This is a genomic window from Streptomyces tibetensis (genome assembly GCF_040647715.1).
GTDB lineage: Bacteria > Actinomycetota > Actinomycetes > Streptomycetales > Streptomycetaceae > Streptomyces > Streptomyces tibetensis_A.
In genome coordinates this window covers 57,017-74,910 of the sequence record NZ_JBEZCR010000019.1, presented here as the reverse complement: position 1 = coordinate 74,910, position 17,894 = coordinate 57,017, and the positions used below count along the sequence as shown (strand labels likewise).

Below are 17,894 nucleotides of genomic sequence, written 5' to 3'. Positions count from 1 at the left end.
TGACGAGGGAGGGGCCGTCAGGCTTTGCTCAGTCGTTGGCCGCCCCGTACTGCAGGCCTCCCTCTCGCGGAAGCAGGTATCCGATCGAGCGCTCCTGTGGCAATCTGCCCGCCAGCGTTGCCGCATCGGTGCATCCGGAGACCTCCCAGCCGATCACGCCGAGACTGAAGCGCACCCGGTCGAAGACCGCCGTCCCGATGGACGCGAGCCAGTCGTCCATGACCGCAGACCTGAAGAACGGCCGGCCGTCCCACTGGGCGACCCCCGCGTTGTCCAGCGCGCCATCAGGGATGTAGAAGTCCAGCCAGTCGCTGCTGTCGTCACCTCCGCGGATCGCCACGCAACCGCACACGATCAGCCGGCCGGTGGGCAAACGCACCCGACCATGAAGGTGGCCGTACTCCGCGAGGGAGGCAACCGTGCACGGCACGGGCTCCTGCTCCTCGGGCTCACGATCGGTGAACGCGAACGAACCCCGCACCTCCGCTGCCGACCACACAGCACTCAGGAGCGCCTGCAGGTCGGCATCAGCGGTTGACCCGACCTCGATGGCCAGTTCGTAGTAACCGCCGGACCAGTTCGACCGGTCACGGAACGCAGCAGGATTCGACATGCCCTGATCATGCAACACGCTCAGCAGGAGCTCCGCCACACCCCGAGTTCAGGCTTCTTCCGCATCGACGACAATCCCAGTCGGCGGGACTCCGCACAGAAAGCGCTCCGCGGCTCCGCGTACTCCACGTGGAACACCGCCTTGCCCGCCGCGATGAACGGGGAGAGTTCGCCGCACTCGTCGTACTGGGCGCACTCCTCGTTGACCGCGAAGTCGAAATCGCCCACGAGCTGGGGAATCTGGGGGAGGTCGTTCTTCAGCCCCACCGACATCCCCCGCTCATGAGCGAGGGCCGCGATCATCCTGTTGTACCGGAGCTGGTCGCGTGCGGTCAGCGGAAAACCGGTGTCGTTTCCGTAGCCCTCCACCAGATCGGGTTCCACCGCGTCGAAGCCCTTGTCGCGGCACATGTCGAAGCGGCGTTCCATGATCGGTCGCAGGACGGTCAGCTGCCGGATGTCCAGCCACCGCTCGCCCGACCACCCGTTGGGCTCGCCGAGCACCGAGCGCGGGAAAGCGTCCCGGTCCGGCCGGAAGTCCTCCCACGCGCCGACGTTGACGTAGCAGATGACCTTCCTTCCCGCGCGGTGCAGCCGTGCCACGTCCGCCGCGGAGTTCTCGAAGCCGTCGATGTCGTAGACGGGCACGTCGGCCGACGCGTCCACCCTGCCGTCGAGTTGCCACTGCCAGGCGAGTCCCGGACGTGGCTTCCACACGGCGCGAGCGGGTGACGCCGTACCCTGCCCGTCGGCGGGCCGCTCGTCGCTGCCGGAACAGCCCGTCAGCGCCGCGGCCGTCACAGCGGTCAGCAGGGCCGCGCACCACACCGCCGCCCTGCTCATCGCCCCGCCCCGGTGAGCGCGGGCGTCAACCGGTCCCAGGGATTGGGCGGTTCGCCCGTCACCGGACCACAGACCGCCGCTCCGCGCTCGTGTGCGGTGCGCACGGCCAGGGGAACGAGGGCCTCGGGCACACCGTAGACGAGGTGGCACAGCCGCTCGGGCGGGTGCCGTGCGGCCCAGGACGGCCGGCTGAAGGCCGAGACGTACGTCGACCAGGGGCCCTCGAAGGTGACGGTCAGGTCGGCGAGGCGGGCGTACCCCGGCGCCGGATGGACGCCGGGGTTGAGCACGACCGTCCCCGCACCCAGCCTGCGCACCGCCCGCACCAGCCTGCGGCACGCGGGCAGTCCGTCCGCGGTCGCCGTCACCCGGTCCAGGAAACATCCGTCCGCCTCGTACCACTCACGGTGCCGGCGCACGTCCTCGGCGACGGCCGAGGGCTCGCGCATCCCGTAGTCGGTGTCGACGTAGCCGAGCAGCCGAGCCCCCGCGGCCCGCAGCGCACCGGCCGCCGCGGTGAACGCCGGGTCGGGCACCTCGCCCGGCCCGCTCGCCGGGTTGAGGACGACACCGTAGGTGTGGGTCGCCGCGGTGATCAGCCGGTGCCAGGCACCGGGGTCCTCGGCCGGATGGACGTACAGCGGGATCAGCAGGCTCACGGCGTGCGGCCGCCTTCCCACAGGGCGGTCAGCGCATCGCCGAGGGAGTGCGCCGGACGCCAGCCGACGGCGTGCCCGGCCGCGGTGATGTCGGAGCACTGCCACGACACCTGCCCGGAACGGGCCGAGCCCGCGGCACCCGCCGTGTCCTCCTCGATCCGGCCCCGGAAACCGGCGAGCGCGGCCAGACGCCGGACCAGGTCGCGCACCGGGACGGCCCCGCCACCGCCGATGTTGAGCACGGGCGGCAACGGGCCCTCAGCCGTGGCCGCGAGCACCACCGCCCGCGCCACATCGCGTACGTCCACGAAGTCACGGTAGGCGGACAGGTCGCCCAGCCGCAGCACCGCCTCCGGGCCTGAACCGGCCTCGCGCAGCAGTGCGGCGATCCGGCCGGGCAGCCCGGTGGGCGGAGCGCCCGGGCCCACCGGATTGCCCACCCGCAGCACCACCGAGTCCAGGCCCGAGGCGGTCACCGCGACCGTGCCCGCGAGCTTCGTCGCCCCGTAAGGACCGACCGGGCGGGTCGGCGCCGACTCCGTCACCGGGACGTCGGGCGTGCCCGGGCCGTACTCGGCGGCCGAGCCCAGGTGCACCAGGCGCGCCGCGGGAGCCGCCTCGCGCAGGGCGGCGCACAGCACCGCGGGACCGCGGGCGTTGACCTCGGCGAGGGTGACGGCGTCACCGCCGGTGGCGCCCGCGCAGTTGACGACGGTGTCGGGCGCGGCCGACGCGAGGGTCTTCGCCAGCCGCTCCGGACGGACACGGGCCAGATCGACGTCGAGGTCGGCGGCAGGCGACCGGCCGGCACCGATCACCAGTGCGCCCGGCAGGGCGCGCAGCCGCTCGACGACATGAGCGCCGAGATAGCCGGTGAAGCCCAGGACGAGAATGCGCATGACGTGCTCAGGCTCCCTTGAGCAGCAGCGACTTGCGGGTGGTGAACTCGGCGTTGGCCCGGTCGTAGTCGTCCGGGCGTCCGATGTCCAGCCAGTACCCGTCGAAGTCGTAGGCGTGCGGCTGGTTGTCGCTCTTCAGCAGGTCGAGCACCAACTCGTCGAAGCCGAGGGGGAGCCCGGCCGTGTAGCCGTCCAGGGTGCTCCGGGACAGGCCGTAGACGCCCATGGAGACGCGGTAGTCCATGCTCGGCTTCTCGGTGAACGCGACGACCTTGCTGGAGTCGGTGGTCAGCACCCCGAAGTCGATGTGCACCTTGCGGGCGTACGTGGCGATGGTCAGCGGGGCCCCGGACGCGCGGTGCCGGCGCAGGACGTCGGCGTAGTCGAGGTCGGTGAGGACGTCGCCGTTCATCACCAGGAAGGTCTCGGGCAGCCGGTGGCGCAGGTTGAGCAGCGGTCCCATGGTGCCCAGCGGGCTGTCCTCGGTGGCGTAGTCGACGGTCAGACCCCACTGGGAACCGTCGCCGACGTAGGCGCGGATGATCTCGCCGAGGTGGCCGATGGCGATGGTGCAGCTGGTGAAGCCGGCCGTGGACAGCTGGCGCAGGACGATCTCCAGGATGGCGTGCTGGTCGCCGATGGGCACGAGCGGCTTGGGCAGCGCGGTGGTGTACGGCCGCAGCCGGACGCCCTTGCCTCCCGCCAGGATCACTGCGTGCATGGGGGCTCCTCCTTCGTGGACGCTTCGTGGACGTGCGCAGACGTGACGGACGAGATCCGCTGTGTGGTGTCAGATGTTGTAGATGCCGGTCTTGTACCGGGCGAGGTTGGCGGGGTCGCGGAAGAACTCCACGGTGGACGCGAGGCCTTCCTCCAGGGTGTGCGCGGGCCGCCAGCCGGTGGCCGCACCGAGCCGGCTCGCGTCCGCGACCAGCCGCATCACCTCGGAGTTGGCGGGACGGATGCGGGCGGTGTCCTCGCGGACGTCGAGGGCGGTGTCCATCACCTTGCCGATCAGCGCGACCAGGTCGCCCACCGAGATCTCCCCGCCGGTTCCCGCGTTGAAGGTACGGCCCACGACCCGCTCGGCGGGCGCGGTACCGACGGCGAGGAAGGCCTGCGCGGTGTCCTTGACGAAGGTGAAGTCCCGGGTGGGGCGCAGGTCGCCGAGGGTGATCGTGCGTTCCCCCGCAGCGACCTGCCCGATGACCGTGGGGATGACCGCGCGCATCGACTGGCGCGGCCCGAAGGTGTTGAAGGGCCGCAGGGTGACGACCGGGGTGTCGAAACTGGCGTGGTAGCTGTCGGCCAGCCGGTCTCCGCCCGCCTTCGAAGCGGCGTACGGGGACTGGGTGTTGATGGGGTGGTCCTCGGTGATGGGCACGGTCTGTGCGGTGCCGTAGGTCTCGCTGGTGGAGGTGTGCACCAGCCGGGGCGTGCCGAGGGCGCGCACGGCTTCCAGCACGTTGAGGGTGCCGGTGACGTTGGTGTCCACGTAGCTGTGCGGGGCCTGGTAGGAGTACGGGATCGCGATCAGGGCGGCCAGGTGGTAGGCGGTGTCGGCGCCTTCCAGGAGGCCGCGGACCGAGCCCGGGTCCCGGACGTCCCCGAGGACGATCTCCACCTGGTCCAGGACGTCCGGGTGCAGGGTCTCCAGCCAGCCGAAGGAGGAGAAGGAGTTGTACTGGGCCATGGCCCGCACCCGGTGTCCGGAGGCGACCAGCGCCTCGGTGAGGTGCGAGCCGATGAAGCCCTCGGCTCCGGTGACGGCGGCGAGCGGTGCGGAGGTCAACTGCGTGGTCCCTTCGATGAGATGAACGGAGCGGGGGAGAAGCGGCGCTCAGGCGTGCGGTGCCGGCCGGCCGAGCAGCCACAGCGCGCACGCCGACAGACACAGGGCGGCGGCGCCGCAGCCGAGCGGCAGGGCCAGGGCGGCGCCCGGTGGCAGATGGAACAGGACGACGGCTCCGGCTCCGCCTGCTGCCGTCAGGCAGATCCCGGCCGACGGCCAGGCCGCCCCGAACGCCTGGAGCAGGAGCGCGGTCCACAGGACGGCGGCGAGCAGCAGCAGGGCGACCGGGTCGGCGCCGGTGAGCAGGGCCGCGGGCAGCAGCGGCGCGAGATAGGCGAGCAGGCAGAGCCCGAGGATGCCGGCCGAACGCAGCAGGAACCCGGCGGGTGTGGCGGTGGCGCGCAGCGCGGCGACGGACAGTCCGCGGTAGCGGTACAGCAGCCACTCCGCGGGCCCCATGCTCAGCGTCAGCACGATCACCGCGTACGGCTCCTCACGCCCCTCCAGCAAAACCAGCACCCCGGCGGCCAGTCCGAACAGGCCGTACGGCAGTGACCACAGCAGACGCGGCCGGGCCGAGCCGACGGCGGCCGGGACGGCGAGGGCGCCCCGCAGGACCCAGCCGGTGACGGCGAGGGTGGCGAGCAGCGCCAGCAGGGGCAGCCCGGCCCGCACCACGGGGCCCGGCTCCCACCGGGGCAGGACGGCCGCACCCACGAGCAGCGGGCTGAGCGCCGCCAGCAGCAGCCGTTCCCGGCCCAGCACCAGCAGGACACCGGCGGCCGCCAGATACGCGGACTGCGCGGCCGCCACCAGGGTCACCGGTCCGCCGCCCGCCGGCAGCGCGGCGACCGCCGTGGCCACCGCCGCTCCCACGGGTGCGCCGGCCAGGAGGGTACGGCCCGCCTCCCGGCGCCCGGCCGCCAACCGCAGGTGCGCGCGGTGCCCGAGCGCCTGCCCCCACGCCCACGAGACGAGTCCGGCCACGATCAGGGCGGGTGCGTACCCGCCGGCGTCCCACAAGGGTGCGGTCAGCAGGTAGGCGAGCCCCGGCAGGGCGAACAGCACGCCCCGCAGCAGACAGCGCACGGTGTCGGGGCGCCAGGGGTCGGCCGCCGGGGCGGGTTCGGGGAAGGTGCGCGGCACCTGCTCGTACAGGGCGGAGGCGAGCGAGAACAGGTTCGGGTGACCGTAGCGCTCGTTGATGACGGAGGCGGACAGTCCCTCCGCCTCCAGCAGCGCGGCGACCTCGTAGGGGTGGACGGCGGGCCCTATGCGGTCGGCGAGTTCGGCGGCGAGCTCACTGACCGCCTGCTCGTCGGGCCCGCTGCGGGGGAGCCGGATGGCGAGCGTGGCGTCGTCCAGGGCCCACCGTGGCCGGCGGCGCGGCGGGCGGGTGCCGGCCAGCCGGATGGCCAGCGTGTCCTGTTCGGAGCCCCCCGGTTCGAGGGATATCGGCCCGCTCACAGGGCGAGGCTTCCGGTGCCGTGGACGGCCGGGGCGGAGATCCTGACCGTGGCGGTCATGGCCGGCGACTCCTGTTCGGGGTGGGCCAGTTCCAGATAGACGGACCGAAACGTGTCAATGGTCTGCCGGAGGGTGAACTGCTCGATGACCCGCAGCCGGGCCGCCTCGCCCATGGCCCTGCGCCGCGCGGCGTCGCCCAGCAGCTGGAGCGCTGCCCTCGCCATCGCCTGCGGATCGCGCGGAGGCACCACGAGCCCGGTGTCCCCGACGGCTTCGCGTACCCCGCCGACGTCGGTGGAGACGGTCGCCCGGCCGCAGGACATGGCTTCGATCAGCGTGAAGGGGAAGCCTTCGCTGATGCTGGAGAGCATGACGACGTTCCCGGCGGCGTAGGCGTCCTTGATGTCGTCGACGCGGCCTTCGAAGGTGACGGCGTCGCCGTGCCCGAGTTCGGCGGCCAGGGCTTCGCAGCGTTCGCGGTAGGCCTCTCCGCCCCGGGGCGTCCCGCCGAACAGCCGCAGTCGTGCGTGCGGGAGTTCGGCGCGGACCAGGGCGAAGGCGCGGATGAGGGTCTCCAGGTCCTTGATGGGGTCCACGCGGCCCGCCCAGCTGAGGGTCGGGGTGTCCGGTTCGGGCCCTGCGGCCGGGAACGCGGCGGGGTCGACGCCGTTGTAGACGGTACGGATCGACTCCGGATCGGCGCCGCCCTCCTCCTCCCACAGCCGGTTGTAGCGGTTGCCGGGCGTGATCAGGGCGGCCCGGCGGTAGCTCTCCCGGGCGAGCAGCCGGAAGAACCCGAGGATCACGGCCTTCACCGGCCAGCGGTAGGGCGCGGTGCGGTAGCCGAGGTAGCGCTCCCGCAGGTAGACCCCGTGCTCGGTCAGCAGCAGCGGGACACCGTGCCGTTCGAGCGCGGCGAGGCCGGGCAGGACGGCGACCCCGCCGCTGACCGCGTGCGCGACCCCGGTCTCGGGAGCCGGTGCGGCCAGCGGGCGCAGGGCGTGCTCCAGGAGGGCGGTCGCGGTGAGCGCGTCGTGCAGGGTCGGCTGCGCCTCGCGCACGGCGAGACCGGGACGGGTCCACAGCGCGGTGAGGATGGCGATCGCGCGGTCTCCGCGCAGGAAGGGGCTCAGCGTCCCGTCCGACGCGGCCCGTGCCAGTGTGTACAGGGCGGGCGCGAACCCGTCCTCGGCGCGCGGCTCGAGCAGCGCGGTCAGGAAGCGCTCGTAGGCGGCGGCGAGTCGGTTGCGGGACCTGCCCCGCGGCGGGCGTCCCTCGGGCGGGGCGCCCCACATGGGGACGGACAGCACGCCCGTGACGTGCGGGGGGAGGTCCCATACGACCGGTTCACGTCCGGTCCCGGTGACGGCGATGACGTCGAAGGCGAGGTCGGGCATGCCCTGTACGAGCTGGTCGCACCAGACGCTGACGCCTCCGTGGCTGTGCGGGTAGGTGCCTTCGGTGAGCAGGGTGACGCGCGTTGCTCCGGCATGTCGCGCGCCCTGGGGAACGGGCATCGATGTGCTCCACGGCCGAGGAGTGGGGTGGTTCGGGCCGGTCCTGGCCGCTGTGGAGCGGCCGGGACCGTCGGTCGGACTGGGGTGGATGCGCCGTTCAGCCGTCTGCGGTGTGCCCCACGGGGTCGCTGACGCCCGCGGGGACACGGGTGCGCGGTGCGGTGCCGGTGGCCGGGGCGGGGTCGGCCGTGTTGCCGGTGGCCGGAGCCGCGGCGGAGGCCGGCAGGGTGAGGGTGAGCGGCGTACCCGGGGCGGCCGTCCATCCGGACACGGCCCCTGCGTACGCCTCGCCGAACGCGGCCCCGGCGAGCGTGCTGCCGGTGGGCAGGGTCGCGGTGACCGCCAGCCCGTTCGGCGCGTCGACGGTCACCGTGCTGCCGATCCGGTAGGCGGTGATCTTCCCGGCCCGGAGTGCGGCCTGCCAGTCCGCCCGGCGCCGGAGTTCGACGCCGATGTCCTTCATCCGCGGGTTCACCACGGGCGCGTTGTCGGCGAACAGGGCCTTGTAGCCGTCCAGGACGCCGTTGAGCACGGGGTAGGCGATGCGCTCCTCGGCCAGGTTCGACTGGTGGATGAAGTGCGGCTTGGGGTCGTTGGCCAGGACGTGCCCGAGGGCGATCCGGGTCTCCAGCGGGACGATGTGGTCGGCGTAGCCGGTGGCGGGGTTCAGCGGTGCCGGCAGGCAGGTGGTGGTGGCCGGGTTGTCGTCGCAGATGCCGCTGCCGCCCTGGGCGCGGCTGGTGTAGATCCAGTTGTACTCGTCGACCTGCTCGGCCGCCCGGCCGGCGTTGTAGAAGACGTTCATGGGGTAGCGGGGCACGGTCGTGGCCGGGCCGACCCGGCGCTGGGCGGGCTCACGGGAGTTGTCGGAGCCGAGCCAGGCGATGTGGTTGTCGTCGAGGGCGAGGGCCAGGTTGGGGTTGTCCTGGGGCTGCTGCGGCAGCACCTTCATGCCGGAGTGTTCGCCGGTGACCAACTCGTCGTTCACCAGGGGCAGTCCGGCTCTCTCGCCCCAGACACGGTTCGTGGCGATCTCGTCGGAGATGTCGTTGCGGCTCATCCAGCGGGTGCTGCCGTCGGCGTTGGTCGCGCACTTCCACGGCACCACGCTGATGTCCTGCACACAGCCGAGGAACGGGTGCGAGTAGGTGTGGTTGATCCAGCGGAACTCGCCCCGCCGTGCGGTCAGCCGGTCGGCCAGGGGGTCGGCACCGTTGTTGTCCTCACGGTGGTCGGCGCTGCCGGCGCCGTTGTAGGCGAAGTCGAGGGTGAACTTCTCGCCGTTCTGCCAGTCGACGGCGTGGTCCACGTCGGCCGGCGTCATCCGGATCGGGTCGGGTGCCGCGTTGGGATCCTCGCAGTCGACGTCGCCCGGGGTGCAGTTGAGCTGGCTGTTCCAGCGGTCGTCGGCGGCGAACACGTCGTCCACGTGGACGGAGAAGTAGTTCCGTGAGGCGCCCAGGTGCACCCCGCCGGTCATCCACTCCACGATGCCGCGGGCCAGGAGCCGGAACTGCTGCTGGTACTGGTTGTAGACGAAGGTGACGACCAGCTCGCGCCGCCCGTCGTGCCGGTACTCGCCCACCAGCGTGCCCTTGGCCGTCTGCCCGGGGATCACCGCCTCGACGTACGGGGTGAAGTCGGCCCCCGCGACGGGCTTGGACAGGTAGGCGTAACTCTCGCCGATGGCCGGGTCGTTGTCCTCGAAGGGCACCGCCCCGTCGAGGTAGCCGAAGGGGCCGGACTTCCCGGCGGCGGTCACCTCCGCCCGCTTGCCGTCCATGCTGCCGGAGTAGCCCCCGTAGACCGGGTACTGCAGGCCCGCTTCGGGGCGCGCGTAGGTGTAGGCGTCGACCTGGGGAACGTCGTACTTCTGCTCGTACGCCGCGAGTGCCGCCATCTCGGCGGAGCCGGCCGGGAACGGGTTGTCGCTGGGCAGCACCACGGCCTGGAACTTGGCGCGCGGCCTGCCGTCGACGGTGTCCGCGAGGAAGCCGGCGTCGATCACGGGCCGGCCCGCCTGCGTGAGGTCGACGCGGGTGTACGGCGTTCCCGCCGCGGCCAGTTCGGCGGCTATCGCGTCGGTCGACGGGCCGCCGTCGCTCACCACCAGCACCCGCAGGTCGATGCGGGGCGTGGTGTCGGCGTGTGCCGCGCCGGCCGGCAGGCCGACTGCGGCGATGAGCGCACTCACCGTGAGCACGGTGGTGCGAAAGGTCCGCTTCATGCGGTGAGGTCCCCTCCCCGGGCAGGGGTGAGCACGGCTCCTGTGGAGCGGACACCCCCTTGCGTGCCGCCGGCGTCCCCCTCAGAAGCCGGTTCGTCACGCATCCGTTCGCGTCACATAGTGATGTCTGTGTGGAGAATTCGCGGTCATGTTGCGGAACATGACGGAAAAGAGCAGGTGCCCAACGCGGTGGTTCCGAAAGCGGAACGAGCGGTTCTGTGCTGCCGCATGAGGCCGGGCCCGGTGGACGCGAGGGCTCGGTGTGCTGGTCCGGGCCCGGTGCGGCGCACCGGCGGGTCTGTGGGACCCGCCGGTCGGAGTGCCAGTGGTCCAGACCGGCGCCGGTGCCTGGACAGCGAGCCTTTCAGGTCACGGCCGCCGGCTCCACGGACGGAGCGTCAGGAGCAGAGCACTCGCGTCACGGGCGTGTAGACCGGCCCGCCGCTGACGTTCGTGGAGTCGCTGAACTCGGCGTAGAAGTACGAGTAGAAGCCGATGTTGCCGTTGCAGCCGGAGTCGGGGGCGACGTCCAGGGTCAGGGTGACCGTGCGGCTCTGGCCGGGCGGGACGGTGGCGCCGTAGTTGCCGCCGAGGTTGGCCGGGCCGGTGCCGGAGCACGGGGCCGGGCCGCTTGTGGTGGTCAGGCTGCACCCGGAGAAGCTGTACTTGAGGTCGGGGCGCTGCGTGGTCAGCCACGTCGGCTCGATCGTCTGGTACACGAACCAGACGTCGTAGGTGTTGTTGTTGGTGAGGGTCATCGACAGCTTGACCGAGCCGCCGGGTGCGGTGGTGGCGCTGTCGGTGGTGAAGGTCAGCTCCGCCGGCGCTGCCGCCGCACTCGCGCTGGGGGCCAGGCCGAACACGGCGAGGGCGAGGGCGAGGACGGCACCGAGGCCGAAACGTCTCATCAGGGGTGATCGCATGGCCTGGGAGGCTAGGCAGGGGCCGGGTACACCGTCTGCCCCCTCGGGACGGTGCCGCTCGCCACTCGGCCGGAAGTGTTCATGACGTGAGGGAGTCGTGTGGGAAACATGAAGGCGTGACGGACCTCGCGTCGTCCCAGGCAGCCGGTGCTTGCCGGGATGGCTGAGCGGGCCGGGCAGGGTGGCCCGCTCTCCCGGCGCGAGAAGATGACATTGGCGCATATCGGATCCCCGGGACCGCTCTCCCTCCCGGGCTCGCTTGGAGATTCTCGGCCACCCGCCGGTTTCCGGCCTGCGTGCAGGGAGGCGTCCCGGCGGACGCGGACGCCGTGGCCGGTGAGCAGAGGAACCGGCCGTGACAGCCCGGGTCGTCACCTGCCAAGATGGTGACTACATGCGAGTGTGGACGAATACGGGCAAGAAGGGTGATGCGCCATGAGTGATGTCGAGGAGAGGGCGCTGCTGGCGGGTGGCTGCTTCTGGGGCATGCAGGAGCTGATCCGGTCGCTTCCCGGAGTGATCCGCACCCGGGTCGGCTACAGCGGCGACAACGACAAGCCCCACGCCACCTACCGTGACCACGGCAGGCACGCGGAGTCGATCGAGATCGTGTTCGACCCGACCGCGACCGATTACCGGGCGATCCTGGAGTTCTTCTTTCAGATCCACGACCCGACCACCCGGAACCGGCAGGGCAACGACATCGGTGAGAGCTACCGGTCCGCCATCTTCTACCTTGACGACGAGCAGCAGCGCGTCGCGCTGGACACCATCGCCGACGTCGAGGCGTCCGGCCTGTGGCCGGGCCCGGTGGTGACCGAAGTCGTGCCGGCGGGTCCGTTCTGGGAGGCCGAGCCGGAGCACCAGGACTACCTCCAGCGCTACCCGGAGGGGTACACCTGCCACTTCCCGCGCCCGAACTGGCGGCTGCCCAGGCGCGGTTGATCCTGCACGCCGACGTGGCCGGGAAGGGTGCCGCCCTTCCCGGCCACGCGTCGTCCATGGCACACACATGCGGCTGCACTCAGGCACGTGCTGTGACAGACGACGGCGGCGGGCAGCTACGGTGGTCGCGAACCTGACCCCGGCTCTCAGTGCCTCCTCCCGCTCGTCGCACAGCCGGGGGGAGGTGGTTGGCGGGTTCGTCGAGCAGCAACAGGTGAGGCGCGCGGGCCCACGAGCAGCGCCGGGGCCAGACGCCGGCGCTGGCCCACCGACAGCTCGTAGGTGTTTCGGACGAGTGCGGTCGAGCCGCCCGAACGCGGGGTCTTGAGTGAGCAGTCCCACCGTCAGTCCGGGCCACCTGCGCACCTCACCCACGGCTGGAAAGCAGCCGGCCGGCCACCCGCACGCCCTTGAGGGACACGAGAGGGCACCCACTGTCCTCTGCCTGCGCGGCGAGTTCCCAGGCCGCGAGGCGCAGCGGGCGGGGCGGCTTGGCGACCTGTGCACGAAAAGCACGAAGGCAAGGAGATCTCTCCTTGCCTCTCCCAAGTTATAGCGCACAGGGGGGCTTGCGGCAAGGCCCCGGGCCTGTCGCAGAATCGTCGACCGAAGCCACTACCTGCGGAAACGGGGACACGAGGTGCGTGTGTCGGAGATCGAAACGGGCTCGACCATGGATGCGGCAGAGCAGGGGGTATCGCGATGACCGGGCGGTACGTGCTGGATCTCCGTGACGTCGACGAGACGCACCTCGCGGTCGTCGGCGGCAAGGGTGCCCACCTGGGTGCGCTCGCACGGATCGAGGGCGTCAGCGTGCCGGGCGGCTTCTGCGTGACGACGGACGCCTTCCGGCGGATCGTGGCGCAGTCGCCGTCGATCGCGGATCTGCTGGATCAGCTGTCGCGCTCGAACCCGGACGACCGGGGGGCGATCGGCACGCTCAGCGCGCGGATCCGCGGGACCATCGAAGAGACTGCCGTCCCGGACGACCTCGCCGCAGAGATCACCCGAGCCGTCGCCCGGCTGGGTGAGCAGGTCGCCTGCGCGGTCCGATCCAGCGCGACGGCGGAGGACCTTCCGACGGCATCCTTCGCCGGCCAGCAGGACACGTACCTCAACGTCGTGGGGCCGACGGAGGTCCTCCGGCATGTCAGCCGGTGCTGGGCCTCGCTCTTCACCGAGCGGGCCGTGACCTACCGTCAGCGAAGCGACATCGACCACCGCATGGTCGACATGGCCGTGGTCGTACAGCGGATGGTCTTCCCGCATGCGTCCGGCATCCTGTTCACGGCCGATCCCGTCACGGGCAACCGGAAGGTGTCCACCGTCGACGCGGGCTTCGGCCTCGGCGAAGCCCTGGTCTCCGGCCTGGTGAACCCGGACGTCTACAAGGTGAGGGGGGACGAGATCGTCGAGAGGGCGGTCGCCGTCAAACAGCGTGCCGTGCGCGCCCTGCCGGACGGCGGCACGCAGCAGGTGGCGGTCGACCCGCAGCGGCAGCAGGAGCCGGCGCTCACGGATGCGCAGGTCGTGCGGCTCGTCCAGCTCGGGAGGCGGATCGAGGAGCATTTCGGCCGCCCCCAGGACATCGAATGGTGTCTCGTCGACGACGGCTTCCAGATGGTCCAGAGCCGGCCGATCACCACGCTCTTCCCGATCCCCGAGACCGACGATCAGGACAACCACGTCTACGTCTCCGTCGGCCATCAGCAGATGATGACCGACCCCATGAAGCCCCTCGGACTCTCCGTGTGGAAGCTGACGGCCATGGCCTCGTTCTCCGACGCCGGCGGCAGGCTGTTCGTCGACGCCACCCGGGCCCTGTCCTCGCCCGCGAGCCGCGCCGGCCTCCTGGACCTCATGGGGAGGGGCGATCCCCTGACCAGGGACGCGCTGGAAACCGTCCTGGAGCGCGAGGACTTCATCCCCTCGCTCCCGGACCCGGACCCGAAGGCGGCTCCCGGCGGCCCGCGGGCCGGTGGCGGCGCACCCACCCCGATCGAGACCGATCCGGCCGTCGTCACCGGGCTGATCGAGCGCAACAGGGAGTCGATCGCCGCCCTGCGGCGCGAGATCGGGACGAAGACCGGGCCGGCTCTGTTCGACTTCCTGCTGGAGGCCTTCGAGGAGCACAAGCGAGTGCTCACCGATCCGCTGAGCATGCAGGCGATCATGGCCGGCATGGAGGCCACCTGGTGGCTCAACGACAAGCTCCAGGAATGGCTGGGGGAGAAGAACGCGGCCGACACCCTGACGTTGTCCGCCCCCGACAACGTCACGTCCGAGATGGGACTGGAGCTGCTCGACGTCGCGGACGCGATCCGACCCCACGCACAGGTGGTTGACTTCCTGCAGAACGCCCGCGACGACGGTTTCCTGGACGAGTTGCCGAAGCTCGCGGGCGGCACCGAGGCGCGCGACGCCATCGAGGCCTACCTCGACCGGTACGGCATGCGCTGTGCCGGAGAGATCGACATCACGAGGCCCCGTTGGCGAGAGCGCCCCAGCACGCTCGTGCCGGCGATCCTCGACAACGTGAGGAACTTCGAACCGGGCGCCGCCCGGCGGCGCTTCGAGCAGGGCCGGCAGGAGGCGTGGAAGAAGGAACAGGACGTGCTGTCACGCCTGCGGGCGCTGCCCGACGGGGAGAGCAAAGCCGACGAGACCAAGCGGATGATCGACCGGGTCCGCACCTTCATCGGGTACCGCGAGTACCCCAAGTACGGCATCGTCAGCCGCTACTTCGTCTACAAGCAAGCCCTGCTGGGGGAAGCCGACCGACTCGTGCGGGCCGGGGTGCTCGCCGACAGGGAGGACATCTTCTACCTCACGTTCCAGGAACTCCACGACGTCGTCCGCTCGAAGCACGTGGACGACCAGCTCATCGAGCAGCGCAAGGAGGCGTTTTGGACGTACCACGCGCTCACACCGCCCCGGGTCCTCACATCGGAGGGCGAGGCCGTCAACGGGGCGTACCGGCGCGACGACGTGCCGCCCGGTGCCCTGATCGGCCTGCCGGTTTCCGGGGGGACCATCGAGGGACGGGCCCGTGTCGTGCTCGACATGGCGCAAGCCGATCTCGAGGCGGGCGACATCCTGGTCACGGCTTTCACGGACCCCAGTTGGTCACCCCTGTTCGTCGGAATCGCGGGCCTGGTGACGGAGGTGGGCGGCCTGATGACCCATGGCGCGGTGATCGCACGCGAGTACGGCTTGCCGGCCGTCGTGGGCGTGAACCAGGCCACCAAGCTGATCCGTGACGGACAGCGGATCCGGGTGCACGGGAGCGACGGCTACGTCGAGATCCTGTCCTGACAGCACCACCGGACAGCGAGAGCCACCGCCGTGAGGACACCGGCCGGCTGTCGTTGCTCAGGATGCGCCCTCCCCGGCACCGGGGCGGGCGCATCCACCCGACTCGTGGGCCTCAACGGGCGCGCGGGACAGCTTGTTCCGATCAGCCCGCGCCCTCACCTCCCTCCACGGAAGGTGTTGCGGTACGCGCGGGGTGACACGCCCAGAGCGTCTCGGAAGTGCTGGCGCATCGCGGTGCCCGTGCCGAAGCCGGCCTCGGCCGCGATGCGGTCCACGGGCTCGTCCGTGCGCTCCAGCAGCCTACGGGCGTACTGCACGCGCTGCTGACCGAGCCACTGCATCGGAGGCACCCCGGTCTCCTGACGGAATCGGCGCGACAGCGTGCGTACGCTCGTCGCCGCCCGCCCCGCCAGATCCTCCAGGGTGAGGGGCTCACCGAGGTGCTCCAGGGCCCAGGCGCGGACCGTTGCCAGGGAGCTGTCGTCGGAGTCCGGTACGGGACGGTCGATGTACTGGGCCTGGCCGCCTTCGCGGTGCGGAGGGACCACCGTGCCGCGGGCGACGGTGTTGGCGATGTCGGCACCGTGGTCGCTGCGGATCATGTGCAGGCACAGATCGATCCCGGCAGCGACCCCGGCGGAGGTCAGAACTCCACGGTCGTCGGTGTACAGCACATCGGGGTCCACCTCGATCTCGGGGTAAAGGGCTGCGAGTTCGGGGCAGGACTTCCAGTGCGTCGTCGCCCGGCGGCCCGCGAGACGGCCGGCCGCCGCCAGCACGAACGAACCGGTGCAGATGGAAGCCAGACGCGCCGTTTCCGGCACTTCCTCGAGGGCGGCTCGTACCGGCGGACTCAACTGACCCCGCCGCTGCGGACGGTAGTCCTCGACGGCGGCGGGCACGATGACCGTGTCCGCCCGGCGCAGTGCCTGCGGTCCCAGCGGCACGTTGACGGTGAAGTCGGCCTCCGTGGATATCTCACCCGGCTCCGCCGCGCAGGTCACCACCGAATACAGCGGCCGGCCGGTGGCGTCCACCGCCGTGCCGAACAGCCGGTGCACGATCCCGAGTTCCATGGGCAGCAACCCGGAACGAACCAGGACAGCGACCGTGTGCACCCCTTCATCACGAACCATCATGACCAGATTCTTTCACTACGTGTCCAAACGGCCAGTGGTTTCGGGTGTCCCCCGCCCCCGACGATGAAGACATGCATGAGACAACCGGCCATCACACCAAGGACTCCGGGCGTCGCGCCTGGTGGGTAGCCGCCGTCGCCGGGACGGCCATCATCGTCGCCGGTGCCTTCTCCACCCTGCCGGGCCTTCTGCAGGACCCCTTGCGGCAGGAGTTCCACTGGTCGCGGGGTTCCATCGGCCTGGCCGCCTCGGTCAACATGGTCCTGTACGGACTCACCGCTCCCTACGCCGCCGCCCTGATGGACCGGTTCGGCATCCGCCGCGTCGTCATCGCCGCGCTCGGGACGGTGGCCGCGGGAGCCATGCTCACCACCGCGATGAACGCCGCCTGGCAGTTCACCCTCTTGTGGGGCCTTCTCGTGGGCCTGGGCACCGGGGCACTGTCGATGACCCTCGGCACCACTGTCACCAACCGTTGGTTCACCACCCGTCGCGGCCTGGTGACCGGCGTCCTCTCCTCCGGCAGCGTCCTCGGCCAGATGGTCTTCCTGCCTGCCCTGTCATGGACCATCGACCGCTACGACTGGCGGCCCGCCCTCGTCACCCTCGCCCTCGCCGCCCTGGCGATCAGCCCGCTGGTCCACCTCGTACTGCGCGACCATCCCGCCGACCTGGGACGGCGCCCCTACGGCAGTGACACCTTCGTCCCGCGGCCCGAGCCGGTCCCCGGCGCCGCCCGCCGCACCCTGACCGTGCTGAGCCGCGCCGTCCGGACCGCCCCTTTCTGGCTGCTCGCGGGCGCGTTCGCCGTCTGCGGCGCGTCCACCAACGGCATCATGTGGACCCACTTCACCCCCGCTGCCCACGACCAGGGCATGCCCGTCACCACGGCCTCGACCCTGCTGGCGTTCATCGGCATCTTCAACGTGGTCGGCACGATCGCCTCCGGATGGCTCACCGACCGGATGGACCCCCGCCGGCTCCTCGCCGTCTACTTCCTGCTGCGAGGCCTGCTCCTGGTCAGCCTGCCGCTGACGATGACGGCCACGGTCGGCGCGCCCATGCTCGTCTTCGTGGTCGCCTTCGGCCTGCTCGATCTGGCGACCGTGCCACCGGTCATCGCCCTGTGCCGGACCTTCCACGGAGACGACAGTGCCATCGTCTTCGGCTGGGCCGGCGCAGCACACCAGGTCGGCGCCGCGTCGGCGTCCTTCCTCGGGGGCGTCGCCCGTGACACGTTCGGCAGCTACGACCCCGTCTGGCTCGCCCTGGGCGCGGTCTGCGCCGCCGCAGCGCTGCTGCCCCTGGTCATCCGTCACCACCCCACGCCCCCTGCCGACGCCGACCGGAAGGCATACGCCACATCAGCCGCACGGCCGTGACGGCGACAGCGAGCACAGGCTTCACACCGGGCGGGCGTCGTGCGGCGGGCACCGGGACGCCCGTCCCTCGCTACAGTCCGAAGCAACTCGCCCGGCGGGGTCGCCACGTCGGACCGTCTCAGCGGCGGCCGGGTGAGGGCTGGAGCCGTTGAGGCGCTCTGGGACCGGCGGTCC

At 71.4% G+C, this 17,894-nt stretch carries 14 protein-coding genes; 3 read left to right on the top strand and 11 right to left on the bottom strand.

Features of this window, described 5'->3' with window-relative positions:
• Window positions 1–28: 28 nt before the first annotated feature.
• From AB0B29_RS35555 to AB0B29_RS35510, 10 genes are all read right to left on the bottom strand, one after another.
• On the bottom strand, window positions 29–652 hold the full coding sequence (locus AB0B29_RS35555) for a hypothetical protein (protein ID WP_362246504.1): 624 nt from the start codon (window positions 650–652) through the stop codon (window positions 29–31).
• Window positions 634–1,455, bottom strand: a complete 822-nt coding sequence (locus AB0B29_RS35550; RefSeq protein WP_362246502.1) for an endo alpha-1,4 polygalactosaminidase — start codon at window positions 1,453–1,455, stop codon at window positions 634–636. The genes AB0B29_RS35555 and AB0B29_RS35550 overlap by 19 nt, the downstream gene beginning before the upstream one ends.
• Complete coding sequence (locus AB0B29_RS35545; protein WP_362246500.1) at window positions 1,452–2,114, bottom strand: spherulation-specific family 4 protein; 663 nt, start codon at window positions 2,112–2,114, stop codon at window positions 1,452–1,454. Before AB0B29_RS35545 ends, AB0B29_RS35550 begins: the two co-directional genes overlap by 4 nt.
• Window positions 2,111–3,013: an NAD-dependent epimerase/dehydratase family protein gene (locus tag AB0B29_RS35540; protein WP_362246498.1), complete on the bottom strand. Its 903-nt coding sequence runs from the start codon at window positions 3,011–3,013 to the stop codon at window positions 2,111–2,113. Before AB0B29_RS35540 ends, AB0B29_RS35545 begins: the two co-directional genes overlap by 4 nt.
• A gap of 7 nt (window positions 3,014–3,020) precedes the next feature.
• Complete coding sequence (locus tag AB0B29_RS35535; protein ID WP_362246497.1) at window positions 3,021–3,734, bottom strand: nucleotidyltransferase family protein; 714 nt, start codon at window positions 3,732–3,734, stop codon at window positions 3,021–3,023.
• A 69-nt stretch (window positions 3,735–3,803) separates the two neighbouring features.
• On the bottom strand, window positions 3,804–4,805 hold the full coding sequence (locus tag AB0B29_RS35530; RefSeq protein WP_362246495.1) for a GDP-mannose 4,6-dehydratase: 1,002 nt from the start codon (window positions 4,803–4,805) through the stop codon (window positions 3,804–3,806).
• A 48-nt stretch (window positions 4,806–4,853) separates the two neighbouring features.
• Window positions 4,854–6,272 carry a hypothetical protein gene (locus AB0B29_RS35525; protein WP_362246493.1) on the bottom strand — a complete coding sequence of 473 codons (1,419 nt, stop codon included), beginning with the start codon at window positions 6,270–6,272 and terminating at the stop codon, window positions 4,854–4,856.
• Window positions 6,269–7,789, bottom strand: a complete 1,521-nt coding sequence (pelF, locus tag AB0B29_RS35520) for a GT4 family glycosyltransferase PelF (RefSeq protein ID WP_362246491.1) — start codon at window positions 7,787–7,789, stop codon at window positions 6,269–6,271. The genes AB0B29_RS35525 and pelF overlap by 4 nt, the downstream gene beginning before the upstream one ends.
• 97 nt (window positions 7,790–7,886) lie before the next feature.
• Window positions 7,887–10,016 carry a hypothetical protein gene (locus AB0B29_RS35515; protein ID WP_362246489.1) on the bottom strand — a complete coding sequence of 710 codons (2,130 nt, stop codon included), beginning with the start codon at window positions 10,014–10,016 and terminating at the stop codon, window positions 7,887–7,889.
• 398 nt (window positions 10,017–10,414) lie between these two features.
• On the bottom strand, window positions 10,415–10,939 hold the full coding sequence (locus AB0B29_RS35510; protein ID WP_362246488.1) for a hypothetical protein: 525 nt from the start codon (window positions 10,937–10,939) through the stop codon (window positions 10,415–10,417).
• Between the two features lie 435 nt (window positions 10,940–11,374).
• Between AB0B29_RS35510 and msrA the strand changes: the two genes are divergently transcribed.
• Both msrA and rph read left to right on the top strand, forming a co-directional pair.
• Window positions 11,375–11,884, top strand: a complete 510-nt coding sequence (gene msrA, locus AB0B29_RS35505; protein ID WP_362246486.1) for a peptide-methionine (S)-S-oxide reductase MsrA — start codon at window positions 11,375–11,377, stop codon at window positions 11,882–11,884.
• Between the two features lie 702 nt (window positions 11,885–12,586).
• Window positions 12,587–15,199, top strand: coding sequence for a rifamycin-inactivating phosphotransferase (gene rph / locus AB0B29_RS35495; RefSeq protein ID WP_362246484.1), 2,613 nt, complete (start codon window positions 12,587–12,589; stop codon window positions 15,197–15,199).
• A 155-nt stretch (window positions 15,200–15,354) separates the two neighbouring features.
• On the opposite strand, the gene AB0B29_RS35490 is transcribed toward rph, so the two are convergent.
• On the bottom strand, window positions 15,355–16,338 hold the full coding sequence (locus AB0B29_RS35490; protein ID WP_362246482.1) for a GlxA family transcriptional regulator: 984 nt from the start codon (window positions 16,336–16,338) through the stop codon (window positions 15,355–15,357).
• 71 nt (window positions 16,339–16,409) lie between these two features.
• Here AB0B29_RS35490 and AB0B29_RS35485 point away from each other — a divergent pair, with 71 nt between their 5' ends.
• On the top strand, window positions 16,410–17,720 hold the full coding sequence (locus AB0B29_RS35485; RefSeq protein WP_362246480.1) for an MFS transporter: 1,311 nt from the start codon (window positions 16,410–16,412) through the stop codon (window positions 17,718–17,720).
• Window positions 17,721–17,894: the final 174 nt, after the last annotated feature.